Source organism: Brevundimonas sp. UBA7664, from assembly GCF_002483305.1.
Taxonomy (GTDB): Bacteria; Pseudomonadota; Alphaproteobacteria; order Caulobacterales; family Caulobacteraceae; genus Brevundimonas.
This window is the reverse complement of sequence record NZ_DLHQ01000026.1, coordinates 213,848-238,733: the sequence shown is the minus strand read 5'-3', so window position 1 is coordinate 238,733 and position 24,886 is coordinate 213,848. Positions and strand designations below refer to the sequence as shown.

Here is a 24,886-nt window from a genome sequence, read left to right as displayed (position 1 = left end):
CGTGGCGGTATTTACTCCGGTCCACGAAGCCGAGGCCGAGGCCTTTATTTGCCGCTTCGGCATCGGAACCCTGCACGCCCTGACGCCGATCGCCGAAGGGGTGGAGAACACCAACTACCGTCTGGATACCGATCAGGGGCGGTTCGTCCTGACCCTGTTTGAGGGCCGCATTGACGCGCGCGATCTGCCATTCTGCCTGGGCTTGACCCGGCATTCGGCCGACCGCGGATTGCCCTGCGCCCGCGCGCTCACCGACGCGGAAGGCCAGTCGGTCGGGCGCCTGAACGGACGTCCCGCGGCCATTCTCGACTGGCTGCCCGGCGTCGCGAAGACCGAGCCCTCCCTCGATGATCACGCGGCCGCCGGCATCCTGCTCGCCCGTCTGCATCTGGCGGCGGCCGATTATCCGGGAACCCGGGCCAATCCAGTGGGGCCTGCCGCCCGGCAGGCGCTGTTTGAGCGTTGCAAGACGCGCGCCGTCGGAGCCGATCGGCGACTGCTTGACCGGCTGGCTCCGTGGGTCGCCGAGGGAGCGCCGGATCCGGCCGCCGACCTGCCGCGAGGCGCTATCCACGCCGACTATTTTCCCGACAACCTCCTGTTCGATGCGAGCGTCCCGAGCGGCTTGATCGACTTCTATTTCGCCTGCGTCGACGCCTTGGCCTATGACCTCGCCATCGCCCTGTCGGCCTGGGGGTTCGACGCCCACGGGACGCCGCTTCCCGCGGCCTTGGCGGCCTTCCAGTCGGGCTATGAGTCGATCCGCCCACTCACGGCCGCCGAGCGGGAGGTCCTGCCAGAGCTCGGCGCGGTGGCCGCGGTCCGGTTTACCCTGACCCGCCTGCACGACCGGCTGTTCCACGATCCCGTCGCCCTGGTCACGCCCAAGGATCCGGCACCCTTCCTGCGCCGGCTCGACTGGTGGACCGGAGCGGCGCTCGCCGCCTGATCAGCGCGGAAGGTCGATCGCGGCCAGAACGGACTCCAGCGTCGGATCCACCGTCTTGAAGCGCTCGCTGAGGCCCTCCAGCCCCTCGAGCCGAGGCGGCCGCTCCGGCGCGAAGCCGAGCGCCGCCTCGACGGCCTCTGGAAACTTGGCCGGATGCGCGGTCGACAGGGCGACCACCGGGCCGGCCGTGCGGTCGAGTCGCCGGGCGGCGTGCAGGGCCACGGCCGTGTGCGGACAGATCACCCGGCCGCATTCGGTCCAGGTCCGGGTGATCTCCCGAGCCGTCTCCGCTTCGCTGACCGAGACCGCTGACACCTCGCGCCGCAGGGCCGTTCGCAGATCGTCCGGTAAGGTGATGCGGCCGTCCCGGGCGAAGTCCTCGAACAGGCCGCGCGTGAGATCGGCGTCGCGGCCGGAGGCCTCGAACACCAGCCGCTCGAAATTGGACGGTGCCTGCACATCCATGCTGACGCTGGCGGTCGGTCGGGCCCTCACCTGCTCATAGACACCGGTTTCCAGCGCCCGCACCAGCGCGTCGTTGCAGTTGGTCGCCGCCACCAGTCCGGCCATCGGCAGACCCATCCGCCGCGCGCCCCAGCCGGCGAACGCGTCGCCGAAATTGCCAGTCGGCACCACATAGGTCGCTTGACCCGCCTCGGCACCGAGGGCGCGCGCCGCGCTGGCGTAGTAGGGAATCTGTCCAGCCAGACGGGCCCAGTTGATGGAGTTCACAGAGCTCAGCCGCCGCGCGGCGCGCAACTCCGGATCTTTAAGCAGCGCCTTCACCATCCGCTGGCAGTCGTCGAAGTCGCCCCTGACAGCGAGGTTCACGACATTGGCGGCGCCGGTGGTGGTCATCTGCAGCCGTTGCACCGGCGACACCCGTCCCAATGGATGCAACACCACCAGATCGATCCGCTCCATGCCGCCGAAGGCACGGACGGCCGCGGCGCCCGTATCCCCACTGGTCGCCGTCACCAGCAACAAACGTTCGTCGCTGGCGGACAAGGCAGTCTCCGCCAGCACCGCCACCATCTGCATGGCGTAGTCCTTGAAGGCCGCCGTGGGGCCGTGAAACAGCTCGAGCATGAAAAGGCCGGGCGCGACCTCTACGAGCGGCGCTATGTCCCGGTGCGCGAACTGGTCGGACAGCCGCGCCGTGGCCCGGTCCAGGGCTCCAGCCGGCAGGGCTTCGCCAATGAAAGGCGACAGTACCGCCGCCGCCTGCGCTGTGGCGTCGCCCCCTTGACCCGCCACATTCTCCGGCAATCGTGGCCAGACCCGGGGAACGTAAAGCCCGCCGTCCGGAGCGACCCCGGCCAGGAGAGCGCCCGCGAAATCCACTTCTGGCGAGGCACCGCGCGTACTGATGTAGGTGGGCAAAGATGACAGGACCATCGGCGTTCCAGCGGCCGGGCATGGCCGTGGCCATTTGACTGTTCTGGCCCGGGCGATGCAACAGACAGGGCTCCGCGACCCCCATTGATTTCATGCGGCGGGGATCCGCCGACGGTCTTTAAGCAAGGCTATGATCCGGTCGGCCGCGAGCCAGGGTGCTGTCAGGCAAGCGCTAAAAGGTCTCCGGCATAGTCGGCCTAAACCGCTGTCGGGGATGATGTTTCGTGAAGTCGCTTTCGTTCAAGCGTCACCGGTTTCCGGCTGACGTGATCCGTCAGGCCGTGTGGCTGTACTTCCGGTTCAGCCTCAGTTTTCGTGGCGTAGAGGAGCTGATGGTGCAGCGGGGGATCGAGGTCAGCTACGAGACGATCCGGTGCTGGACCATCAAGTTCGGCCCCTTGGTCGCCCGGCGGCTAAAGAAGCGGCGAGGGGCCCCGTCGCCGCGCTGGCACCTGGACGAGATGGTCTGCCGGATCGGTGGACAGCGGATTTAGCTGTGGCGAGCGGTCGATGATGAAGGCGAGGCCCTGGACCTCGTGGTCCAGCGCCGGCGGGATACGGAGGCGGCGCTGAGGCTTCTTCGACGCCTGCTACACAACCGGCCGGTTGAGCCGCAGACGATCACGACGGATGGCCTGGCCTCATATGGCGCGGCTCTGGATCAACAGGATCTGCGGCACCTGCATCGACCCGGACGGCTTCGGGAGAACAATCGAGCAGAGAACTCGCACCTGCCGGTCCGACGACGAGAGCGACAGCAGCAGCGGTTCAAATCCCAAGCCTCCGCTCAGAGATGCCGCACCACCCACGCGGCGATCTACAACACCTTCAACATCCGGCGGCATTTGATCAGCAGACCAACCCTTCGGCTTTTCCGAGCCGAAGCGGCGAACGCTTGGGCGGCCGCTGCTGCCTGATTCCAGGCAGGGTAGGGCGGCTTTCGACTTGGCGCGGTTAACCTGTCGGCACCGACCATTTCGACGCCCGCCCTCCAGCCGCCGCGACCCGGCACGCCCGGGCGGTGTGATCCCGGGGACATCCCCCACTGGGGGAATCCCCGAGTTTGTCGACCGACAACGTCCCGCCACCCTGATCGACGGATGGAAACTTCACTTGGCCGGACCGGGACATCCCGCGTGGCCGCAGGGATACCGCGAGATGACAACCAAACGACTATGGCTGCTCCTGGCCGTGATCATGATGGCGTCCTTCGCCGTCCTCGGGCTGCAGGGGCGAGAGATCCACAGACTGGCCCCGCCCATTCCGGCGCAGGTCGTCGATGCGTCCGGTTCAGTGCTGTTCACCCGCGATGACATCCAGACGGGCCAGCTGGCGTGGCAATCCATGGGCGGCCAGCAGGTCGGTTCGATCTGGGGCCACGGCGGCTATGTCGCGCCGGACTGGTCGGCCGACCAGCTGCACCGGGAATCGGTCGCCCTGCTCGACCTCTGGGCCGGACGGGAATACGGCGCGCCCTACGCCGCGCTCGACGTCGAGCGGCAGGCCGGTCTCAAGGCCCGCCTGAAAGCCGAGATGCGCACCAACACCTATGATCCGACGACGCAGACCATAACGGTCTCGAACGATCGGGCCGCGGCCATCCGCGAGGTGAAGGCCCACTACACGGCGCTGCTGGGCGATGATCCGGCCCTGGAGTCGCTGCGCGAGCAGTACGCCATCGCCAACAATCCGGTGCCCGACGCCGGCCGTCGCGACCAGATCGCCGCCTTCTACTGGTGGGCCAGCTGGGGCGCCGGCACCAATCGCCCCGACAGCGACATCACCTTCACCTCGAACTGGCCGCACGAGCCCCTGATCGACAATGTGCCGACCTCGGCCAATGTCGTCTGGTCGGTCGCCAGCGTGCTGTTGCTGATCATCGGCGTCGCCGCTCTCGTCTTCTGGCACGCCAGCACCAAGCGCGAGGACCACGTCGTCGTCCCGACCAGCGACCCCCTGGGCTCGATGAAGCCGACGCCGTCGATGAAGGCGACCGGTAAGTATTTCCTCACCGTCATCGCCCTGTTCCTGGCCCAGGTCGGCCTCGGCGCCGTCACCGCCCACTATGCGGTCGAGGGCCATGACTTCTATGGCTTCCCCCTGTCGGAATGGCTGCCCTATGCGGTCAGCCGCACCTGGCACACCCAGTTGGCCATCTTCTGGATCGCCACCGCCTGGCTGGCCACGGGCCTCTACATCGCGCCGATGATCTCGGGCCACGAGCCCCGCTTCCAGAAGCTGGGGGTCAACATCCTGTGGTTCGCCCTGCTGATTGTCGTGGTCGGCTCGATGATCGGTGAATGGTTGGGCGTGCAGCAGGTGCTCGACCTGAACACCAACTGGTGGTTCGGCCACCAGGGCTGGGAGTACGTCGACCTCGGACGCTTCTGGCAGACACTGTTGTTCGTCGGCCTGCTGCTCTGGCTGGTGCTGGTCACCCGCGCGCTCTGGCCGGCGCTGAAGTCGCCCAACGCCGCCAAGCCGGTGATCATGGTGCTGTTCCTGTCCACGATCGCCATCGCCCTGATGTATGCGGCCGGCTTCATGTGGGGCAAGCACACCCACATCTCGATGGTCGAATACTGGCGCTGGTGGATCGTTCACCTGTGGGTTGAGGGCTTCTTCGAGGTCTTCGCCACCGCCGTGATCGGACTGCTGTTCGTGCGGCTCGGACTGGTCCGGGCGGCGACGGCCAACCTGGCGGTCATGTTCGGCACCATCGTCTTCATGACCGGCGGCGTTCTGGGCACCCTGCATCACCTCTATTTCGCAGGCACGCCCGTATCGATCATGGCTATCGGCTCGATGTTCTCGGCGCTGGAAGTCGTGCCCCTGGCCCTGATCGGCTTCGAGGCCTTCGAGAACTGGCGCCACACCAAGGCGGCGCCCTGGGTCAAGCTCTACAAATGGCCGATCCTGTTCTTTGTCGCTGTGTCCTTCTGGAATCTGCTCGGCGCCGGCGTCTTCGGCTTCATGATCAACCCGCCGCTCAGCCTCTATTACATCCAGGGTCTGAACACGACGGCGACCCACGCCCACGCCGCCCTGTTCGGGGTCTACGGGATGCTGGGCATCGGCCTGCTGCTGTTCTGCTTCCGCGGCATGTCGCGCGCCGAGGCCTGGAGCGACAAGCTTCTGGGCTGGACCTTCTGGCTGCTCAACGGCGGTCTCCTGATGATGGTCTTCCTGTCGCTGCTCCCGGTCGGCGTGGTCCAGGCCTTCGCCAGCATTGAGCATGGCATGTGGTACGCGCGCTCTCCGGCGGTCATCCACTCGCCCCTGGTCGAGACGCTGGTGTGGATGCGCGTCCCTGGAGACGTGGTGTTCGGGGCGGGGGCTTTCACCCTGGCGATCTTCGCCGCCCGGCTGGTGATCGGGGGTCTGCAGCCGAAGCCGGCGATCGACGCCCCGGTGAAGCCGGCGGTCCTGCCGGCCGAGTAGCGGGCCGCCAGCGTATGGGGCGGGGAGGGGTTCGCCTCTCCCCGCCGTTTCTTTTTCAAGAGGTTATTTCTCCCGTGGCCACGACCGCCCAGTCCATCCGGCAATATTCAGGCCCGCCCTTGTTCAGTTTCGGCTTCAGGCCCTTCTTCCTGTTCTCGGCCGTATGGGCGGCGGTCGCCGTGCCGGTCTGGGTGGCGTCCATGACGCTGGGCGACGGGACGGTCGGGGCCACGGACGGCCGGCTGTGGCACATCCATGAGATGCTGTTCGGCTATCTGGCGGGGGTCATTGCCGGCTTCCTGCTGACGGCCGTGCCCAACTGGACCGGCCGCCTGCCGGTGACGGGCGTGAAGCTGGCGGGGCTGTTCGCCCTGTGGCTAGCGGGCCGGGCAGCGGGCTTCCTTCCGACGTCCATGGCGGTTCCCGCCGCGGTGATCGACAGCGCCTTTCTCGTAGTTTTCGCCGCGCTTATCTGGCGCGAGGTGCTGGCGGCGAAGAACCGGCGCAATCTGCCGGTCTGCCTGCTGGTCTCGGTGCTGGCGGCCGCCAACATCGCCTTCCACCTGCGGGACCAGATTCCGCTGTTTGGGCCGGGCGGAGAGCGGGCCGCGGTGGCCGTCGTCACCGGATTGATCGCCCTGATCGGCGGGCGGGTGACGCCCAGCTTCACCCAGAACTGGACCCAGGCGCAGGGACTCCTGAAAGGCCCAACCGCTTTCAACCGGTTCGACGCCGGGGTGTTGGCCGTGACCGGCGTGGCGCTGGTCGCCTGGGTGGCGGCGCCTCTATCTCCGCTCACCGGCGCCGCCCTCGTTGTCGCCGGCGGCGCCAATCTGGTCCGGCTGGCGCGCTGGCGCGGCTGGCTGGCGCGGCGCGAGGCGCTCGTCTGGATTCTGCACCTAGGCTATGCCTGGCTCGGCGTGGGGCTGATCCTGCTTGGACTGGCCGCGCTGGCTCCCGACGCGGTGCCATTCACCGCCGGCGTCCATGCGTTGACGACCGGGGCGATGGGGGTCGAAACCCTCGCCATCATGACGCGGGCCACGCGCGGCCATACTGGCCGGCCGAGGGTCGCTGACCGGACGACGACCGTCATCTATCTGCTGATCCTGTCGGCGGCGGTCGTTCGGGTGTCGGCGCCCTTCCTCGCTGACTGGACCGTGGTCCTGCTGGCCGTTTCGGCGACCCTGTGGGCGCTGGCCTTCGCGGGCTTCGCCGCCGCCTACGGGCCAATGCTGTGGCGGCGGTCGCTATGACATTGCGCCCGCGCAAGGCGACGGCTTTGGCGACATGCGACGCATTCGCCATGACCCGTCCCGCCATACCCTGTTGCGACCCGGCGATGTGCCCATCCGACCTGTGCTGTCACGGTGACTGCCACTGCTCGCCCTCCACCGCCCGCGGCGGTCAGCTGATGCTGCGGGCGCTCGGGGTGGGCGCGGCGGCGCTGGCTGCGGCGGGCGTGGTTTTGCCGGTTCTGCCGACGACCCCGTTTGTCCTCTTGTCGGCCTGGGCGCTCGCGCGGTCGTCACCACGCCTCGAGGCATGGCTGCGGAACCATCCCCGGCTCGGTCCGCCGCTGAAGGCCTGGGAGCAACGCCGCGCCATCCCGCCCCGGGCCAAGGCCGTCGCCGTGGCCAGCCTGCCGCTCAGCGGCCTGCTGGTTCATGCGTCAGGGGCTGGTCTGGCCGTCACCGCCGCTGCGGGGCTGGTGCTGGCCTGCGCGGGTGGATGGATCCTGACCAGGCCGTCCTGACCAGAGCCGACAACCTTCTGGAGACCCCATGCCCCCATCCCCCGCCGCCGTCGTCGCCGGCGCCTATTTCCCCGGCCCCCGTTCGGAAAATGAGACCTGGGTCCGGGGCGAGTTCCAGGCGGTGCTAGATCAGTGGTTCGGCTGGCGCAAGAGCCTGTTCGCCGACGACCCGTATCTGGTCGGGCCGGCCGACCGGCTGTCGTCCGAGCGGCTGGAACGGCGCGAGATCCTGTCGCGGGAGCTGGCCGAATTGTGTGAGGCGCTGACCGCCGAGACCCCCACCTATACGCCCCGCTACATCGGCCACATGAAGGCCGAGGTGTCGCTGCCGGCGCTGCTGGGCTGGCTGGCGGCCATGCTGCACAATCCCAACAACACCTCGCGCGAGGCCAGCAAGGTCGGCACGGTCATCGAGGCCGAGGCCATCGCCATGCTGGCCGCCATGGTCGGCTATGATCCGGCGACGGCCGAGGGTCATTTCACCTCCGGCGGCACGGTGGCCAATTTCGAGGCGGTCTGGCGGGCCCGCTATCGCCTCGACCACTGGCTCAGTCTGGGCCTCTACATCGCTGAAAAGACAGGCGAGCCGCTCGACGTCTTCGCCTCGGCCCACATGGGCTGGGACCGCTTCCGGGACCTGTGGGCCGAGCACGGGCTGACCGATGCGGTGCTGCGTCGCTACAGCGCCGCCGTCGGCGTGCCGGCCGCCATCTGGCTCCGCATCGGCCGCGCCGCCGGCCGCGACTACCTGGGTCCCGTGCTGCTGGTCCCGGGCAACAAACACTATTCCTGGTCCAAGGCCGCCAACCTGTTCGGTCTCGGCGAGGAGTCGCTGTGGGCGGTCGATCTCGACACCGAGGGGCGCCTTGATGTCGATGATCTGGAGCGGCTGATCCTGCGGGCGGAGGCGGCGGGGCGGCCGGTGCTGATGGCTGTCGGCGTGGCCGGCACCACCGAGACCGGCGAGATCGACCCGATCGACGCCCTGCATGACCGGCTGGAGCGCTGGGAGGCCGAGCGCGGCGTGCATATCTGGCGGCATGTCGACGCAGCCTACGGCGGTTTCCTGTGCGCCATCCTCGGCGGGCCGGATGAGGCGGTGCTCACCCCCGCCAGCGTGGCGGCGCTGCGGGCCATCGGGCGGGCGGATTCGGTGACCATCGATCCGCACAAGCTGGGCTATGTGCCCTATGCCTGTGGCGCTTTCCTGACCCGGGACACGGCCCGGTACGCGGTTTCTGCCTTCGACGCCCCCTATCTGGACCGCCCCGAGCTCGGCGACGGCAAATGGTCATCGACCTTGGAGGGCTCGCGCTCGGCGGCCGGGGCGGCGGCGGTCTGGCTCAGCGGACGGACGATCGGCTTCGGACCCGCCGGCATGGGGGCGCTGTTGGCCGAGACGGTGCGGACGCGGCAGGCGTTCGAGGCCGCCCTCGGCGCCGCCGTGCCGGAGGTGAGGTTCCTGGAGCCCGCTGACGCCAATATCGTCTGTTTCTCCGTGGCCCTGGCCGGCGAGTCCCTGGCCAGCGCCAATCACCGCACCACGGCCCTGTTCGACCTGATCCATCATTCGCCGGAATTCTCGGTCTCGAAGACCACGCTGGGCGCCGACTATGCGTCGGCGGTCGCGCGCCATGTCGATGGCTTCGCCGGCGTCGTCGACGCCCCGGGGATGGTGCTGGTCCGCTGCGTCTTCATGAACCCCTACTGGGCGGCGCCGGAATTCCGCGAGGCCCTGTTTCCGCCGTTCATCGCCTTGGTCCGCGCAAGTCTGGCCGACAGCCTCGAGGCGGCGGCGTAGCGGAAATCAGGGGTCGGCCGGGCGCTCGCCACCGTACAATTGCGGAGCTCGGGCCTTGTGCCAGCGCAAGGAGAGACAGCCGGCGGCGGCTCATTTGAGGCGGCGGTCCGGTCAGGGCCGAACTGTTGCTCCGGGCCCGCCATGCTTCTCTCCACTGTCTCCATCGCCGCCCTGATGCTGGCGACCGGCGCTCCGCAGGAGGCTTCGCCGCTCGCTCAAAATGCGGCCCTGGACGAACCGGTCGTGCTCGCCGATGTCGTGCTCCTGGGACGGCGCGATCCGATGGATCCCGGCGTGGCCGCGCGCGCCCGCACCGAGGCCCAGGAAACGCCGGGCGCGGTCGCCGTGGTGGCCCGGGAACAGTATGTCGACCATCTGGTCATGCACCTCGGCGACGCCCTGCACAGCGTGCCCGGCGTCTATGCCGAAAAGCGCTGGGGCGAAGAGGTGCGGCTGTCGATCCGCGGCTCGGGCGTGGGCAATGCGTCGCACAACCGCGGCGTGGTGCTGGCCCAGGACGGCGTGCCGTTCAACCAGGCGGACGGCTTCGGCGACTTCCAGGAAATCGACCTGCTCAGCGCCCGCTACATCGAGGTGTTCAAGGGCGGCAACGCCATCCGGTTCGGCGGCGCGACCATGGGCGGAGCGATCCAGCTCAACACCCCGACCGGATACGATGCACCGGACCGCAACGAGGTCAGACTGGAGGCGGGTTCGTTTGACACCTGGCGCGCTCATGGCGAGATCGCCCGCCAGTGGGGCGACACGGACCTCTGGGCCGGTGCCTCGGTGCTCGGCGCCGAGGGCTGGCGGGATCATTCCGCCCAGGCCTCGCGGCGGCTCAGTCTCAACGCCGGTCACCGGTTTGGAGAGGGCCGCGAGATCCGGGTGCTGCTCAGCGCCGCCGACATCGAGAACGAGATACCCGGCGCCCTGAGCCTGAGCCAGGCGCTGGAGAATCCAACCGCCGCGGCGGCGGCCAATGTGGCGCGGGACTACCGTCGCGACATGACCTCCCTGCGCGGCTCGGTGCAAATCCGCTGGCGCCTGGACGAGGCGTGGTCCTTCGAGGGCGGGGTCTATGGCGCGATCAAGGATCTTGACCACCCGATCTCGGTGGTGATCGACCAGCACAGCCGCAACACGGGCGCCTTCGGGCGCTTCGACTGGGCCGGCAAGCTCGGCGGCCTGAACGCCGACCTGTTCGTCGGCGCCTGGCTGCGCAGCGGCGAGCTGGACAGCCGGACGTTCCAGAACAACGCCGGCGACCGCGGCGCCCTGACCGGCGACAACACCCAGCGCGCCACGGCCGTGGACGCCTTCGCCGAGGGCCGGCTGTTCGTCACCCGCCGTTTGGCCCTCGTCGCCGGGGGCAGCCGGGGGCGGGCCACGCGCGACTATGTCGATCACGCCAATCCCGCGCGCGACGCCGCGAAGGATTTCGACTGGTTCGCCCCCCGGATCGGACTGCTGTGGGAGGACGACGGCGGCCGCCAGCTCTTCGCCAACGTCACCCGCTCGGTCGAGCCGCCGCATTTTTCGGCCCTCGTGCAGACGCCTTATCCGGACTTCGTCCCCGTTGAGGCCCAGGAGGCCTGGACCGTCGAGGTCGGCGCCCGGGGACGCAAGGGCCCGCTGTCATGGGATATGACCCTCTATCGGATGGCGGTTGAGAACGAGCTGCTGACCTTCCTGGCCGCGCCCGACATTCCCGCCGCCACCTTCAACGCCGGCGACACGATACACCAGGGCGTCGAGGCCGGGCTGGACTGGGTGGTCTGGCGCGATGGCGAACGCCGGCTCAAGCTGCACCAGACCTACGCCTGGACCGACCTCCGTTTCGACGGCGATCCCCACTATGGCGACGGCCGCCTGCCGGTCGTTCCGGAGCACCACTACCACGCCGAGCTGAGTTACAGCGCCGGCCGCTGGTCGATCGCGCCGTCGGTGCAATGGACGCCGAAGGACAGCTGGGTCGACTACGCCAACACCCTGAAGTCGCCCGGCCACGCCATCTGGTCGCTGAACGCGACCTTGACCGTCGTGCCCGGGATCAAGCTGTTCCTCGACGCCCGCAACCTGACCGATGAGCGCTATGTCGCCAACGCCAGCGCGATCACCGACGCGCGGGTCGCCTCGACCGCCGTGTTCTGGCCGGGCGAGGGACGCAGCGCGTTCGTCGGGCTCCGCAGCAGCTTCTGACCCGTCGGTTCGCACATCATCGGCTGCTCCAGGATCAGTGGGTGGCGAGGGCGGTCGAGCGGTCCGGGCACAGCGATCTGGTCTTCCGTATGAACCCTTAGGGGATGCTGCGCAGGCGCCGTCCCGAGCCGTAGAGGTTCAGATAAACTACAGAAAACACGTACATTTTGTGCAGGCCTCGTCGTTTCCTGGCCGGGAGTGAGCGGCGCCGGGTCGCAGGCCGCCCGAACGTTGTGCCCGCACAAAGTCGCCCTTCCGGCCGGCTCCTAGACCATCCCCATTGGGGCCACAGCGAGCCCCGGGGAATGACCATGAAACTGATCGCACTTCTCACCAGCGTCGCCGCCCTGGCCCTCGCGGCCGCGGCTCCCGCCGTTGTCTCGGCGCAGGAGGCCGAGGCCGCCCCGACCGCTCCGGCGATCGACATCATCCGCCGCGCCACCGATCTGCCGGGGCCGCTGAACGCCAACAGCCCGCGTCACCATGTGGTCGGTCTTGAAACCACGGAGGTGATCGGTCAGCTCGAGGACGGGACCAGCTACACCTACTGGACCTACAACAACCGCGTCCCGGGGCCTTTCGTCCGCGTCCGTGTCGGCGACACGGTCGAGGTCAACATGACCAACGCCGCCAACAGCGTGATGATGCACAACGTCGACTTCCACGCCGTGACCGGTCCCGGCGGCGGGGCGGCGGCGACCAACGCCAACCCGGGGGAGACCAAATCCTTCACCTTCAAGGCCCTGCAGCCCGGCCTCTATGTCTACCATTGCGCCACGCCGATGGTGGCCCAGCACATCGCCAACGGCATGTACGGCCTGATCCTGGTCGAGCCCGAGGGCGGCCTGCCTGAGGTCGATCACGAATTCTATGTGATGCAGGGCGAGATCTACACCGAGGAAGAGCAGGGCACGCCGGGCCTGCTGACCGAGAGCATCGAGCGGCTGCTGGACGAACGGCCGACCTATTATGTCATGAACGGCGCCTTCAAGGCCCTGACCGGCGACAACGCCCTGCAGGTCGAGGTCGGCGACAGCGCCCGCATCTATTTCGGCGTCGGCGGCCCGAACAAGATCTCCAGCTTCCACGTCATCGGCGAGATCTTTGAACGGGTCTATCGCGACGCCTCGCTGACCAGCCCGCCGGTCACCGACGTGCAGACCGTGCTGGTGCCTCCGGGCGGGGCCACGGTAGTGGACCTGACCTTCGAGGTTCCCGGCAGCTACATCATGGTCGATCACGCCCTGAGCCGGGTCGATCGCGGCGCCGCCGGCATCATCCAGGTCACCGGCCCGCAGAACCCGGAAATCTTCCGGGGCGCCCCCGAGGCTCACAACCACATGGAACACTAGCCGCCAGTCTGGTGTGCGACTTGCGGCCGCCGGGGATGTCCCCGGCGGCCGTCCTTTTTCAGCCGGAGACAGACGATGACGATGAGACGCGCCGCGGCCCTGGCCTTCGCGCTCGCGGCGGTCCCCGCAGCGGTCGCGGCCCAGACGGCTGTGGACGACACGGGCGCCCGCATCCTGTTCGAGACGCGTCTGCGGAGCGAGACGGTCGACCAGCAGGGCTTTGTCGACCAGGCCCATGCGCTGACCCTGCGGGCCCGGCTCGGCTGGCGGTCGTCGACGATGCATGGTCTGCAACTGCTCGTCGAGGGAGAGGGGGTCGCGGTGCTGGACGATCGCTATTCCGCCCCGGTTGATCCCGTCCCCGGCCGCCCGGCCGTCGCCGACGGGGAGACGCTGGAACTGAACCGGGCGCAGGTGCGGTGGACCGGCTTGCCGGACACGGAGGTCGTGGCCGGACGGCAGCGGCTGGTCGTCGGCAACAGCCGGTTCGTCGGCAATGTCGGCTGGCGTCAGAACGAACAGACCTTCGACGCCGTCAGGATGACCACCACGGCGCTGAAGCCCGTCACCCTGACCTGGGTGTTCGCCGACCGGGTCCAGCGCCCGCTGGGCCATGAACATGCGCAAGGGGTCTGGCGGGGCGGCATCCACCTGCTGCAGGCCGCGGCGGACACGCCCGTCGGGCGGCTGAGCGCGTTCGGTCTCGCCATCGATCTGGACAATGCGCCGGCGCAGTCATCGACCACGATCGGCGCGCGGCTGACCGGGTCGCGGCCGGTGGCCGACGAGCTGTCGCTGACCTGGGCCGGCGAATATGCGGTGCAGTCCGACAACGGGTCCAATCCCAACGACTATGCGCTGAATTTCCAGGCGGCGGCGGTGGGGCTGCAGACGTCGCGCTGGTCCGCGGGTCTCGGCTATGAGCGGTTCGACGGCGATGGCCTCTCGGGCTTCCAGACGCCGCTGGGTACGGGCCACGGCTTCCTTGGCTGGTCCGATGTCATCACCACCACGCCGGCGTTCGGCATCCGCGACCTGTTCCTGCGCGGCCATCTCGGCGTTCCGGCCTGGGGCCGGACCGTCCGGCTGACCGCAGAGGCGCACGTCTTCCAGGACGCCGACGGCGCGTTCGATCTGGGCCAGGAACTGGACCTGTCCGCCGCCCTGCCGATCGATCGCCATTGGTCAGTCGAGCTGAAGGCGGCCCATTTCGTGGGCAGCCATCCCGCCTTCGGCGACGCCGACAAGGCCTGGATGAGCCTGGAATACCGCTACTGAACCGGAGGGAGCGGTCATCGCCCCCTCCGGTTCAGCCTAGCCGCATTTCGAATAGCCGCAGTCGAAACAGGTGTCGCAGCCTTCCTTGCGGACCAGGCCGGGCGTGCCGCAGCGTGGACAACAGGTCTTCGAACCCGCCCCGCTCGCCGGCGCGGGGGAAGGGGCGCCCTCGCCAGGGTCATGGTCCGCGCAGGCGGCTACGTCCCTCGCCAGATGGCGCTCGATGACCCCGCCGATCGCCGCCAGCAGCGACGGCACATAGCGGCCGTTGATCCAGCCGCCGCCGCGCGGCTCGAACACCGCCTTCAGCTCCTCGGCCACGAAGGAGACGTCGCCGCCACGCCGGAAGACCGCCGAGATCATCCGCGTCAGGCCCAGGGTCCAGGCGTAGTGCTCCATGTTCTTGGAGTTGACGAAGATCTCGAACGGGCGCGGGCCGTCGGGGCCCTCGACGTCGTTGAGGGTGACGTAGACGGCATGCGGACTGTCGGGCCATTTGATCTTGTAGGTCGACCCGGAGAGGGACTCGGGGCGCGGACTGAGGCGGATTTCAGCGGGCGAGGCCGGGGCCGGAACGACGGCCGGTGTGGCCGACAGCACCGAACCGGTGACGGCGTTGGGCCGGTAGGTGGTCAGGCCCTTGCAGCCCAGCCGCCAGCCTTCGACATAGACGTCAGCGAAATCGTCAAAGGCGATGTCCTCGGGGCAGTTGACGGTCTTGGAGATGGAGCTGTCGATCATCGCCTGGGCCGCCGCCTGCATGCGCAGATGCTCGGCGGGGCTCAGGGTCTGGGCGGTGACGAAAGAGTCTGCGGGCGGCGGGGCGTCGCCGTGCAGCCGTTTCCACACGGTCAGGGCGTAGTCCTCGACCGCCTCCTCGCGCTTCGAACCGTCTGGCTGAAGCACCTTGCGGGTGTAGGCGAAGGCGAACACCGGCTCGACGCCGGACGAGACATTGCCCGCCATCAACGAGGTGGTTCCGGTCGGGGCGATCGAGGTCAGGCAGCCGTTGCGCAGCCCGTGCCGGGCGATCAGGGCGCGGGTCTCCTCATCCAGCTCAAGCAGGTTGGGGCGGTCCAGCACGACGGAATCGTAGAGCGGGTAGGGGCCTTTCTCGGCGGCCAGTTCGGCCGAGGCGCGGTAGGCCTCGCGTTTGATGACGCCGAGCCAGCGTCGCGTGGTTTCGGCCGCCGCCTCGCCGCCATAGGGAATGCCGCAGAACACCAGCGCGTCGGCCAGGCCGGTGACTCCGAGGCCGAGCCGCCGCTTGGCCCGCGCCTCGCTGGCCTGGGCCTCGAGCGGGAAACGCGAGACGTCGATGACGTTGTCGAGGAAGCGGATGGCGACGCGCGTCAGTTCGCCCAGCCGCTCCTCGTCCAGCGTCGCCCCGGGATCGAATGGGCTGTTCACCAGCCGCGCCAGGTTGATCGATCCCAGCAGGCAGGCGCCGTAGGGCGGCAACATCTGCTCGCCGCACGGGTTGCTGGCCGAGATGGTCTCGACCCCGGCGAGATTGTTCCGCTCATTGACCCGGTCGATGAAGATCACCCCCGGTTCGGCGACATCGTAGGTCGCCTGCATCAAGCGGCCCCACAGGTCCCGGGCCGGCACGGTCCGGTAGGTCTCGCCGCCGAACATCAGCGGCCAGTCCGCGCCCGCCTCGAGGGCGTGCATGAAGGCGTCGGGAACCAGCACCGAGACGTTGAAATTCCTCAGCCGGACCGGGTCGCGCTTGGCGTCGATGAAGGCCTCGATGTCGGGGTGGTCGATGCGCAGACAGCCCATCATGGCGCCGCGCCGCTGGCCGGCCGACAGGATGGTGCGGCACATCGAGTCCCACACGTCCATGAAGCTGAGCGGCCCCGAGGCGTCGGCGCCGACGCCTTTCACCGGCGCCCCTGACGGCCGGATCGTCGAGAAGTCCATGCCGACGCCGCCGCCCTGCTGCATGGTCACGGCGGCCTCGCGCACGGCGTCAAAGATGCCGTTCAGGTCGTCCGGCACCGTGCCCATGACGAAACAGTTGAACAGGGTCACGGCGCGGCCGGTGCCGGCCCCGGCCATGATCCGGCCGGCGGGCAGGAACTGGAAGTCGGACAGGGCCTCGGCGAACCGCTCGCGCCAGTGGCGCCTCAGCTTCGGCGTCTCGGCTTCGGCGATCGCCGCCGCCACCCGGGCCCATGTCTGTTCGACGGTGTCGTCGCCGGCGCCTTCGCTGGGGTTGAAGCGGTATTTGCTGGACCAGATGTCGGCCGCGAGCGGGTTGTCGAACGCCATGGGAAGTCTCCTTCCCGCAAAGGCTCGCCGATTCTCGCCGGTGATAGATTGTTCGGGCGCAATGACGCGTGCGCGCGGTGTTTTCGCCGCGCCATCCGTGAATCTACGGAGCCCGGTGTTTGTTCCGACGCAACGTTCGGAAGATCACCGGAACTAAAACAGGACCGTGCCGCGAACAACTCGCGCATTCTTCTTGAAGGTCCAAGTCATGTTCCCGAAACTTCTCCCCATGGTCTGCGCCGGCGCGATGCTGTTCGCCGCCGGTTCGGCCGCCGCGGGCGAACACGTCGTGCAGATGCTGAACAGCGGGCCGGGCGGCGCCATGGTCTTCTCGCCTGCGTTCGTTCAGGCGCGTCCTGGCGACACGATCCGCTTCGTCCCCACCAATCCGGGTCATAACGCAGAGACAATCGCCGGGATGATCCCGGCCGGCGCGACGGTCCAACGGGGCGCGATGGGGCGGGAGTTCGTCCTGCGGGTCACCCAACCCGGCGTCTATGGCGTCAAATGCGCGCCCCACTACAGCATGGGCATGGTCGGGCTGATCCAGGTGGGACCGGCTGTGTCCAACGTTGAAGCGGTTCGCACGGCTGTCGCCCGCACGCCGCCGCTCGCACGTCGGCGGTTTACCGCGATGCTCGGCCAGATACGCTGATCCGGTCCGGCGCGGCTGAGGGGCGGCCTTCAGGGGCCGGCCGTCGGCCGTGTCGCTGCTGGGCCGGATGCCGAAGGATCAGCCGGCGCCGTTTCTTGCGAGCTGGGTCAGGGCGCGAGGGTCGCGCACGATGATCCGCCGCCGGGCGCTTCCGGTCACGCCGCGCTGATCGAACGCGGCCAGGGTCCGGCTGACCGTATGCAGGGTGGAGCCGGCCATTTCCGCGAGGTCCTGACGCGTGATCGGAAAATCGATCTCGATGCCGGCCTCGGTGGGCCGGCCGGCCTTCTCCATCAGGCGCAGCAGGGTGCGCGCGATCCGCTGCTCCACCCGCTCGCCGGTCATTTCACCCATCCGGCTCTGCAGATCCATCAGTCGTGCGCCGGCCGCCGCCGTCGAGCGCAGCCCGATTTCGGGATGCCGCCGGATGAGCTGGCGGAGCGTGGGGATGGTCCACCAGATTTCGACGCTGTCGACCACCGCGACGGCGTCGGCGGGAAAGGCCTGATTCATCAGGGCGGCGACCGTGCCGTACATTTCGCCGGGGCCGATAAAGCGAAGCACCGCCTGCCCCCCGTCGGCCCGGGTCTGGACGATCTTGACCCGACCCTCCAGCAGGCTGTGGCCGCTGACGCCCGGGTCTCCCTGGGCGAAGATGCGGGTTCCGGCTGACAGTCGCCGAACCGAACCCCCCTCAACGACGGCCTGCAGCGCCTCGGGCGCCAGGCCGGCGAACATCTCGGAGCGCCTCAGGATCTCGATATCGAAAGCGACGGGCATGGGACGAATCCGGGGACCGCCGACGGCGACGACCCGCCCACCAGATCGATTGCGGGGCGCGGCGTCGACTCCGGAAAAACCCCTAGGGAGCACTCCCGAAGGGCAGGCGCAGATTCGAACAACAGGTATAATAACCCTGCTAAGTCTCGGAAATAACGAGACTAAAGAAAACGGATAATATCCGCAGAAGAAATATCAGTAATAATGTGATACATTATCTAAATCCGTCGCTCAAAAGCGCGTATCAGAGACGAACGATATTGATGCGCCAGCCATCAATAATTTACACAACGCGTGTGTGGGCAGTATAGTTCGTGGCGGACAGGGTGGGATTCGAACCCACGGTAGGCTTTCACCTACGGCGGTTTTCAAGACCGCTGCCTTAAACCACTCGGCCACCTGTCCGTGTTCCTCGAGCGGACTGGCCGCATAGCGCCAAACGCGGCGTTAACCAAAGCGGAAATGTCCTTTGCCATGCTGATCGCCTTCAGGGGCAGGGCCATGGCGGATATTTTTTGCGGGAGAGTGTTCAGGGGGCTGCTGGTTGCGGGCCTGCTGTCGATGGTCGCCGCCTGCGCCGGCGTGGCCCGGCCCGAGGCGGCGCGCCTGCCCGTGGTGACCGATCCGGCGCCGATCGTCTCCGGCACCATGCGCCGTTATCAGGTGCGCGGCCGCTGGTATCAGCCGGCCGAACAGCCCGGTTATGACGAAACCGGCCTGGCCTCCTGGTACGGCGACCAGTTCAACGGGCGGCCCACCGCCACCGGCGAACGGTTCGACATGAATGCCCTGACGGCGGCCCACAAGACGCTGCCGCTGCCCGGTCTGGTCGAGGTGACGAACCTGGCCAACGGCCGGCGCATCGTGGTCCGGGTCAACGATCGCGGCCCCTTCGTCGACAACCGGATCATCGATCTTTCGCGCGGCTCGGCCGAGGCCCTGGGCATGCTGAACGCCGGGGTGGGCGAGGTCAGGGTGCGTTATCTGGGCCGTGCGCCGCGCACCGGCGGCGGGACCACGCTGCAATACGCGACCGCCGGGGTGGAGCCGCCCGCGCCCGTCACCCGGGCCCCGCCCCGGACCGAAGGCGGCGCCTACTGGATCCAGGCCGGCGCCTTCTCCGACCGGCGGGCCGCACGCCGGGTCGCCGACCAGCTCGGCGACCAGGCCACGGTGGACGCGGGCATGGACGACGGCCTGTTCCGCGTCCTGGTCGGCCCATGGCCGGATCCCAACGCCGCCGAGCGGTCGCGCCAGGCCGTGATCGCGCGCGGATACGCCGACGCCCTGTTGATATCGGCGCGCTGAGGCTTGCTTGATCGCCCGCCGTCGCCATTGTGCGTCGGTGACCCAGGGCAGATTCATTACGTTCGAAGGCGGCGAGGGGACGGGCAAGTCGACCCAGGCCGCGCGGCTGGTCGAACGGCTGCGTGCGCGTGACCTGGAGGTCGTCCAGACCCGCGAACCGGGCGGCTCGCCCGGGGCCGAGGACATCCGCGCCATCGCCCTGAACGGAGACGCCGGGCGCTGGTCGCCGATGACCGAGACCCTGCTGATGTACGCCGCCCGATCGGACCATCTGGAGCGCACCATACGCCCGGCGCTGGAGGCCGGACGCTGGGTGGTGTGCGACCGGTTCGCCGATTCCAGCCGCGCCTACCAGGGCGTGGGCGGCGGTACGTCGGCCGCGTTCATAGAATCGCTGGACGCCGCCATCGTCGGGGCGACCCAGCCGGACCTGACCCTGATCTTCGACCTTCCGGTCGAGGTCGGGCTGGAGCGGGCTTTCGGGCGCGGCCTGTTCGAGACGCGGTTCGAGTCCAAGGGGCTGGAATTCCACGCGCGTTTGCGGCGCGGCTTTCTCGACATCGCCGCCGCCCATTCCGACCGCTGCGTCATCATCGACGCCGACGGGGACCAGGACGCGGTGGCCGCCCGGGTGTGGGCCGCCGTCGAGGCGCGGCTGCCGTGAGCGAGCACCCGCGCGACCGGTTCGACCTGATCCCCGACGCAGCGGCCGAGGCCGCCTTTCTGGACGCGTTCGGCAAGGGCCGGCTGCACCATGCCTGGCTGCTGTGCGGGCCCGAGGGTTCGGGCAAGGCGACCTTCGCCTACCGCGCCGCCCGCCGCCTGCTGGGCGCGGCGCCCGATCCGACGCGCGGCCCGCTGGGGACCAGCCCGGATGACCCGGTGGCGCGGCTGGTCACGGCCCGGTCCCATCCCGATCTGCTGGTGCTGGAGCGCGCCGTCGAGGGCGGCAAGACGAAGAAGTCGATCTCGGTCGACCAGGCCCGCGACCTGCCCGAGTTCTTCTCCAAGAGCCCGTCGCAGGCGCATTATCGCGTGGCCATCATCGACGCCGCCGACGATCTGAACCTGAATGCCGCCAACGCCCTGCTCAAGGTTCTGGAGGAGCCGCCGGAACGGGGCGTGCTGTTCCTGGTCACCCATGCGCCGGGCCGGCTGCTGGCGACCATCCGCTCGCGTTGCCGCCGGCTGGCCTTTCCGGTCTGGCCGCTGCACGCGCTGGAGGAGCTGGCGCGCAACCGTACGGGCGTGAGCTCGGCCGAGGCGGTGCGGATCGCCGGCATGGCGGGCGGTTCGCCGGGACGGGCGCTGGCCCTGGCCTCCGGGGCGACGCTGGACGCGGACCAGCTGGCCCAGGCCTGGGTGTCGGCGCCGACCGTCGACCGCGCCGAGGCTCTCGCTGTGGGCGACAAATTCAGGGGCCCCGAGGGGCAGGAGCGGTTCGAGACCCTGATGGACCGGTTGAGCGCGGCGGTGAAGGTGCGGGCGCTGGAGGAGGGGGCCTCCGGCGCGCGCTGGGCCGAGCTGTGGTCGCGTCTGTCCGAACTGCCCGACCGCGCCGCGGCGATCAATCTGGATCGCGGCGATGTGCTGGCGGGGGCGCTGGCCGATCTGCAGCGCGTCAAGGCGGGCGGCGGATGATCATCGACAGCCACGTCAATCTGCACGCGCCCCAGTTCGACGAGGACCGCGACGCCGTCATCCTCCGCGCCCGCGAGGCCGGGGTGCAGATGATGGTCGAGATCTCCGACAAGCTGTCGACGTTCGAGGCCACCCACGGCCTGGCCATGGCCCATGACGACATCTGGTGCACCGTCGGGGCCCATCCGCATGAAGCGAAGGATCACGCCGACCTGACCGCCGACCGGCTGGTCGAGTTGGCCGGGCGGCCACGGGTGATCGGCATCGGCGAATGCGGTCTGGACTTTCACTATGATCTCAGCCCGCGAGACGTGCAGGCGGCGGTGTTCCGGACCCATATCCACGCCGCCCGCCGGACCGGCCTGCCGCTGGTCGTGCATACGCGCGAGGCCGACGATGTCATGGCCGGAATTCTGGCCGAAGAGCAGGCCGACGGGCCGTTCCGTTTCCTGATGCACTGCTACACCAGCGGTCCGGAACTGGCGGAAAAGGCCGCGGAACTGGGGGCGTGGTTTTCAGTGTCGGGCATCGCCACCTTCAAGGCGGCGGCGGACGTGCGCGAGATCATCAAGGGCATGCCGGCGGACCGGATCATCGTCGAGACCGACTGCCCCTATCTGGCGCCGATGCCGCACCGGGGGCGGCGCAACGAACCGGCCTTTGTGACCCATGTGCTGGACAAGCTGGCCGAGATCCGCGGCTGGGGCCGGGGCGAAGCCGAGGCGCGCACGACGGAGGCCTTCTTCGCCCTGTTCGACCGGATTCCACGACCGGAGGGCGCATGAGCGCCGCAGGCGAGCTGGAGGTCGTGATCCTCGGCTGCGGCTCGTCAGGGGGCGTGCCGCGCGGGGATGGGGACTGGGGCGACTGCGATCCGGCCGAGCCGAAGAATTTCCGCACGCGCTGTTCGCTGCTGGTGCGCGGGCATGGGCCGGGCGGCGCGACCAGCGTGCTGATCGACACTTCGCCGGACCTGCGGGCGCAGATGCTGGCGGCGGGGGTCCGGCATGTGGACGCGGTGCTTTACACCCACGACCACGCCGACCAGACGCACGGGATTGATGACCTGCGGGTGTTCGCCATGCGGACGCGGCGGCGGATTCCGGCGTGGATGGACGCGGCGACCAAAGCGGCGCTGACGGCGCGTTTCCCCTACATCTTCGAGAGCGTTGAGGGCTATCCGGTGATCCTCGACGCCATGCCGGTCCCGCCGCACGGGACGCCGTGGTCGGTGAGCGGGGCCGGGGGCGAGGTGCCGGTGGTCACCTTCGACCAGGCGCACGGCCCGATCCGGTCGGTGGGCTACCGGATCGGGCCGGTGGCCTATTCCAGCGACGTATCCGACCTGGGCGAGGCGGCGATCGAGGCGGTGCGGGGCTGCGACCTCTGGATCGTCGACGCCCTGCGCTGGACGCCGCACCCGACCCACGCTCATGTCGAGCGGACGCTGGACTGGATCGCCCGGTCAGGGGTAACGAAGGCGGTGCTGACCAATCTTCATATTGATCTTGATTACAAGACGTTGTCGGCGATAGTTCCCGAAAATGTCGAGGTCGCATATGATGGCTGGAGCGTCCGGCTCTAGCCCAGCAGCCGCGCCGCCTGGGGGGCGAAATAGGTCAGGACCCCGGCACCGCCCGCGCGCTTGAACGCATGCAGGCTTTCGAGGATGGCGCGGTCCTCCTCAAGCCAGCCATTGGCCATGGCGGCCCGCATCATCGCGTACTCTCCCGACACCTGGTAGGCGAAGGTGGGAACTTTGAATGTCTCGCTAACCCGCTGAACAATATCGAGATACAGCATCCCCGGCTTGACCATGACCGCGTCGGCGCCCTCGGCGATGTCCATGGCCACCTCGCGCAGGGCCTCGTCGGAGTTGGCGTAGTCCATCTGGTAGGTCTTCTTGTCGCCGGTCAGCGCTTTCGCGGACCCGACGGCGTCGCGATAGGGGCCGTAGAAGGCCGAGGCGTATTTGGCGGCGTAGGACAGGATCAGGGTGTCGTGGAAGCCGTTCGCCTCCAGCGCCTCGCGGATGGCCTGCACCCGGCCGTCCATCATATCCGAGGGGGCGACCACATCGGCGCCCGCATGGGCGTGAATGAAGGCCTGTTCGGCGAGGCGCTCGAGGCTGGCGTCATTGAGGATACGGCCGTCCTCGACCACGCCGTCGTGGCCGTGGTCGGTGTAGCAGTCCAGCGCCACGTCGGTGATGACGCCGATCTCCGGGGCCGCGTCCTTGATGGCCTTGATACAGGCGGGGATCAGGCCGTCCGGGTCGGTCGCGCCCGTGCCGATGGCGTCCTTGATGGCTCCGTCGACATTGGGAAACAGGGCCACGGCGGGAATGCCGAGGTCGCGGGCCTCGACGGCGGCGGCGGCGGCGGCTTTCGGCGACAGGCGGAAGACGCCGGGCATGGACGCGACCGCAATGCGGTCCTCGGCGCCGTCGTGGACGATCAGCGGCCAGACCAGATCGGCGGGCGTCAGGACGGTCTCGGCCACCAGCCGGCGCACCCACGGGCTGCTGCGCAGGCGGCGGGGACGGGCGTAGGGAAAGGCGGCGGGGGCGAAAGGCTGGGTCATGCAGGGGTCATAGGCGGGTTGGAGGTCGGGGAAAACAGGCTGCGAAGCGTTTGACCTGCCTGCGCCGGCCGGTTCCGAAGTGAAAAGCGCGGCGCGAGCCGTACGAAGAACGCGCCGTGTCTGTCCGGAAAATACCGTTCACACCGTTCACACCGTTCGCTTCGTGCGCCTCTACACCGGCTGACGGCGAACAGGCTGGCACGTCGCTGCGTCAGAATCGGACGTTGGGTTGTGGGTGACGCCGCGCGAGCGGTTGGCTAGAAGCACGGCGAACGGTCCGGCAGAGGCCGCCGACGCGACGGGAGCTTTCATGGACTTCGCCCTCAACGACGACCAGCGCGCCATCCAGGATGCGGCCCGGCAGTTTGCCGAGGCCGAACTGGCCCCGCACAGCGCCGAATGGGACGAGACCAAACATTTCCCCGTCGAGGTGATGAAACACGCCGCCGAAATGGGCTTCTGCGGCATCTACACCGGCGAGGAGCACGGCGGCATGGCCCTGGGCCGGGTCGAGGCGGCGCTGATCTTCGAGGAGTTGTCGCGCGGCGACGTCTCCACCGCGGCCTTCATCTCGATCCACAACATGGCGACGTGGATGATCGACAAATTCGGGTCGGACGAGCTGCGCGGCCGCTATGTGCCGCGGCTGACGACCATGGAGCTGATCGCCAGCTACTGCCTGACCGAGCCGGGTTCCGGGTCGGATGCAGCGGGCCTGCGCACCACGGCGAAGCTGGACGGCGATCACTGGGTGCTGAACGGCTCCAAGGCCTTCATCTCGGGGGCGGGGACGTCCGACGTCTATGTGGTCATGGCCCGGACCGGACAGGACGGGCCCAAGGGGATCTCCACCTTCGTGGTCGAGAAGGACGCGCCGGGCCTGAGCTTCGGCGCGCAGGAGAGGAAGATGGGCTGGAACAGCCAGCCCACGGCCATCGTCGCCTTTGACGACTGCCGCATCCCGGCGGCCAATCTGCTGGGCAAGGAAGGCGACGGCTTCCGCTACGCCATGATGGGTCTGGACGGCGGCCGGCTGAACATCGCCGCCTGTTCGCTGGGCGGGGCGCGGCTGGCGCTGGAGACGACCCAAGCCTACGTCACGACGCGAAAACAGTTCGGCAAGCCTTTGTCAGACTTCCAGAATACCCAGTTCAAACTGGCCGATATGGCGACCCAGCTGGAGGCCTGCCGCCTGCTGGTGCTGCGCGGCGCCTGGGCGCTGGACACGCGCCACCCCGAGGCGACCAAATGGTGCGCCATGGCCAAGCGGTTCGCCACGGACGCCTGTTTCCAGATCGCCGACGAGGCCCTGCAGCTGCACGGCGGCTACGGCTATCTGAAGGACTATCCGCTGGAGCGGATCGTGCGCGATCTGCGGGTGCACCGGATTCTCGAGGGCACCAACGAGATCATGCGGGTGATCACGGCGCGGGAGATGTTGCGGCAGTAGGCAGTAGGCGGGAGA

General features: G+C 68.6%; 19 protein-coding genes, 1 tRNA gene and 1 pseudogene. 16 read left to right on the top strand and 5 right to left on the bottom strand.

Features of this window, described 5'->3' with window-relative positions; all coding sequences use genetic code 11:
• The first annotated feature begins 1 nt into the window (after position 1).
• The gene (locus B2742_RS07225) at positions 2 to 949 is read left to right on the top strand and encodes a homoserine kinase (RefSeq protein WP_292064483.1); all 948 of its coding nucleotides are present in this window, start codon (positions 2 to 4) and stop codon (positions 947 to 949) included.
• On the opposite strand, the gene thrC is transcribed toward B2742_RS07225, so the two are convergent.
• Positions 950 to 2,347 (bottom strand): threonine synthase, encoded by a 1,398-nt coding sequence (thrC, locus tag B2742_RS07220; protein ID WP_292064481.1) that lies wholly within the window; start codon positions 2,345 to 2,347, stop codon positions 950 to 952.
• Positions 2,348 to 2,571: 224 nt separating this feature from the next.
• Between thrC and B2742_RS07215 the strand changes: the two are divergent.
• The 8 genes and pseudogenes from B2742_RS07215 to B2742_RS07180 all read left to right on the top strand — a co-directional run bounded on the left by B2742_RS07215 (position 2,572) and on the right by B2742_RS07180 (position 14,177).
• Positions 2,572 to 3,264 (top strand): annotated as a pseudogene (locus tag B2742_RS07215) (IS6 family transposase).
• 241 nt (positions 3,265 to 3,505) lie between these two features.
• The gene (locus B2742_RS07210) at positions 3,506 to 5,788 is read left to right on the top strand and encodes a nitric-oxide reductase large subunit (protein WP_292064479.1); all 2,283 of its coding nucleotides are present in this window, start codon (positions 3,506 to 3,508) and stop codon (positions 5,786 to 5,788) included.
• A 74-nt stretch (positions 5,789 to 5,862) separates the two neighbouring features.
• Positions 5,863 to 7,044 (top strand): NnrS family protein, encoded by a 1,182-nt coding sequence (locus B2742_RS07205; protein WP_292064478.1) that lies wholly within the window; start codon positions 5,863 to 5,865, stop codon positions 7,042 to 7,044.
• Positions 7,045 to 7,094: 50 nt separating this feature from the next.
• Positions 7,095 to 7,544 (top strand): YbaN family protein, encoded by a 450-nt coding sequence (locus B2742_RS07200; protein WP_292064476.1) that lies wholly within the window; start codon positions 7,095 to 7,097, stop codon positions 7,542 to 7,544.
• Positions 7,545 to 7,572: 28 nt separating this feature from the next.
• Positions 7,573 to 9,345 (top strand): pyridoxal phosphate-dependent decarboxylase family protein, encoded by a 1,773-nt coding sequence (locus B2742_RS07195; RefSeq protein ID WP_292064474.1) that lies wholly within the window; start codon positions 7,573 to 7,575, stop codon positions 9,343 to 9,345.
• Between the two features lie 141 nt (positions 9,346 to 9,486).
• Positions 9,487 to 11,547, top strand: a complete 2,061-nt coding sequence (locus B2742_RS07190) for a TonB-dependent receptor family protein (protein WP_292064472.1) — start codon at positions 9,487 to 9,489, stop codon at positions 11,545 to 11,547.
• A 311-nt stretch (positions 11,548 to 11,858) separates the two neighbouring features.
• The gene (gene nirK / locus B2742_RS07185; RefSeq protein WP_292064470.1) at positions 11,859 to 12,899 is read left to right on the top strand and encodes a copper-containing nitrite reductase; all 1,041 of its coding nucleotides are present in this window, start codon (positions 11,859 to 11,861) and stop codon (positions 12,897 to 12,899) included.
• Between the two features lie 75 nt (positions 12,900 to 12,974).
• The gene (locus B2742_RS07180) at positions 12,975 to 14,177 is read left to right on the top strand and encodes a hypothetical protein (RefSeq protein ID WP_292064468.1); all 1,203 of its coding nucleotides are present in this window, start codon (positions 12,975 to 12,977) and stop codon (positions 14,175 to 14,177) included.
• Between the two features lie 36 nt (positions 14,178 to 14,213).
• Here B2742_RS07180 and B2742_RS07175 read toward each other — a convergent pair whose 3' ends face one another.
• Complete coding sequence (locus tag B2742_RS07175; protein WP_292064466.1) at positions 14,214 to 16,454, bottom strand: adenosylcobalamin-dependent ribonucleoside-diphosphate reductase; 2,241 nt, start codon at positions 16,452 to 16,454, stop codon at positions 14,214 to 14,216.
• 208 nt (positions 16,455 to 16,662) lie between these two features.
• Between B2742_RS07175 and B2742_RS07170 the strand changes: the two genes are divergently transcribed.
• Positions 16,663 to 17,109, top strand: coding sequence for a pseudoazurin (locus tag B2742_RS07170; RefSeq protein WP_292064465.1), 447 nt, complete (start codon positions 16,663 to 16,665; stop codon positions 17,107 to 17,109).
• A gap of 78 nt (positions 17,110 to 17,187) precedes the next feature.
• On the opposite strand, the gene B2742_RS07165 is transcribed toward B2742_RS07170, so the two are convergent.
• Positions 17,188 to 17,889 carry a Crp/Fnr family transcriptional regulator gene (locus tag B2742_RS07165; protein ID WP_292064464.1) on the bottom strand — a complete coding sequence of 234 codons (702 nt, stop codon included), beginning with the start codon at positions 17,887 to 17,889 and terminating at the stop codon, positions 17,188 to 17,190.
• A 315-nt stretch (positions 17,890 to 18,204) separates the two neighbouring features.
• Positions 18,205 to 18,294, bottom strand: a tRNA-Ser gene (locus B2742_RS07160).
• Between the two features lie 96 nt (positions 18,295 to 18,390).
• Between B2742_RS07160 and B2742_RS07155 the strand changes: the two genes are divergently transcribed.
• From B2742_RS07155 to B2742_RS07135, 5 genes are read left to right on the top strand one after another with little or no spacing between them, the layout of a single operon-like run.
• The gene (locus tag B2742_RS07155; protein ID WP_292064463.1) at positions 18,391 to 19,197 is read left to right on the top strand and encodes a septal ring lytic transglycosylase RlpA family protein; all 807 of its coding nucleotides are present in this window, start codon (positions 18,391 to 18,393) and stop codon (positions 19,195 to 19,197) included.
• A 37-nt stretch (positions 19,198 to 19,234) separates the two neighbouring features.
• On the top strand, positions 19,235 to 19,861 hold the full coding sequence (gene tmk, locus B2742_RS07150; RefSeq protein WP_292064462.1) for a dTMP kinase: 627 nt from the start codon (positions 19,235 to 19,237) through the stop codon (positions 19,859 to 19,861).
• On the top strand, positions 19,858 to 20,838 hold the full coding sequence (locus B2742_RS07145; protein ID WP_292064461.1) for a DNA polymerase III subunit delta': 981 nt from the start codon (positions 19,858 to 19,860) through the stop codon (positions 20,836 to 20,838). The genes tmk and B2742_RS07145 overlap by 4 nt, the downstream gene beginning before the upstream one ends.
• Entirely contained in the window at positions 20,835 to 21,623 is a 789-nt protein-coding gene (locus B2742_RS07140; RefSeq protein WP_292064460.1) for a TatD family hydrolase, read from the top strand. The genes B2742_RS07145 and B2742_RS07140 overlap by 4 nt, the downstream gene beginning before the upstream one ends.
• Positions 21,620 to 22,423: an MBL fold metallo-hydrolase gene (locus tag B2742_RS07135; protein ID WP_292064459.1), complete on the top strand. Its 804-nt coding sequence runs from the start codon at positions 21,620 to 21,622 to the stop codon at positions 22,421 to 22,423. Before B2742_RS07140 ends, B2742_RS07135 begins: the two co-directional genes overlap by 4 nt.
• Here B2742_RS07135 and hemB read toward each other — a convergent pair.
• Complete coding sequence (hemB, locus tag B2742_RS07130; RefSeq protein WP_292064458.1) at positions 22,420 to 23,421, bottom strand: porphobilinogen synthase; 1,002 nt, start codon at positions 23,419 to 23,421, stop codon at positions 22,420 to 22,422. The two genes, B2742_RS07135 and hemB, sit on opposite strands and share 4 nt — an antisense overlap.
• A 310-nt stretch (positions 23,422 to 23,731) precedes the next feature.
• On the opposite strand from hemB, the gene B2742_RS07125 reads away from it, so the two are divergent.
• The gene (locus tag B2742_RS07125) at positions 23,732 to 24,871 is read left to right on the top strand and encodes an isobutyryl-CoA dehydrogenase (protein WP_292064456.1); all 1,140 of its coding nucleotides are present in this window, start codon (positions 23,732 to 23,734) and stop codon (positions 24,869 to 24,871) included.
• Positions 24,872 to 24,886: the final 15 nt, after the last annotated feature.

Coding starts and splice junctions, on each gene's coding strand:
- B2742_RS07190 (WP_292064472.1), top strand. CDS start 9,487: ATGCTTCTCTCCACTGTCTCCATCGCCGCCCTGATGCTGGCGACCGGC.
- B2742_RS07140 (WP_292064460.1), top strand. CDS start 20,835: ATGATCATCGACAGCCACGTCAATCTGCACGCGCCCCAGTTCGACGAG.
- B2742_RS07170 (WP_292064465.1), top strand. CDS start 16,663: ATGTTCCCGAAACTTCTCCCCATGGTCTGCGCCGGCGCGATGCTGTTC.
- B2742_RS07195 (WP_292064474.1), top strand. CDS start 7,573: ATGCCCCCATCCCCCGCCGCCGTCGTCGCCGGCGCCTATTTCCCCGGC.
- B2742_RS07180 (WP_292064468.1), top strand. CDS start 12,975: ATGACGATGAGACGCGCCGCGGCCCTGGCCTTCGCGCTCGCGGCGGTC.
- B2742_RS07155 (WP_292064463.1), top strand. CDS start 18,391: ATGGCGGATATTTTTTGCGGGAGAGTGTTCAGGGGGCTGCTGGTTGCG.
- B2742_RS07210 (WP_292064479.1), top strand. CDS start 3,506: ATGACAACCAAACGACTATGGCTGCTCCTGGCCGTGATCATGATGGCG.
- B2742_RS07175 (WP_292064466.1), bottom strand. CDS start 16,454: ATGGCGTTCGACAACCCGCTCGCGGCCGACATCTGGTCCAGCAAATAC.
- hemB (WP_292064458.1), bottom strand. CDS start 23,421: ATGACCCAGCCTTTCGCCCCCGCCGCCTTTCCCTACGCCCGTCCCCGC.
- thrC (WP_292064481.1), bottom strand. CDS start 2,347: ATGGTCCTGTCATCTTTGCCCACCTACATCAGTACGCGCGGTGCCTCG.
- B2742_RS07135 (WP_292064459.1), top strand. CDS start 21,620: ATGAGCGCCGCAGGCGAGCTGGAGGTCGTGATCCTCGGCTGCGGCTCG.
- B2742_RS07125 (WP_292064456.1), top strand. CDS start 23,732: ATGGACTTCGCCCTCAACGACGACCAGCGCGCCATCCAGGATGCGGCC.
- B2742_RS07200 (WP_292064476.1), top strand. CDS start 7,095: ATGACCCGTCCCGCCATACCCTGTTGCGACCCGGCGATGTGCCCATCC.
- B2742_RS07165 (WP_292064464.1), bottom strand. CDS start 17,889: ATGCCCGTCGCTTTCGATATCGAGATCCTGAGGCGCTCCGAGATGTTC.
- nirK (WP_292064470.1), top strand. CDS start 11,859: ATGAAACTGATCGCACTTCTCACCAGCGTCGCCGCCCTGGCCCTCGCG.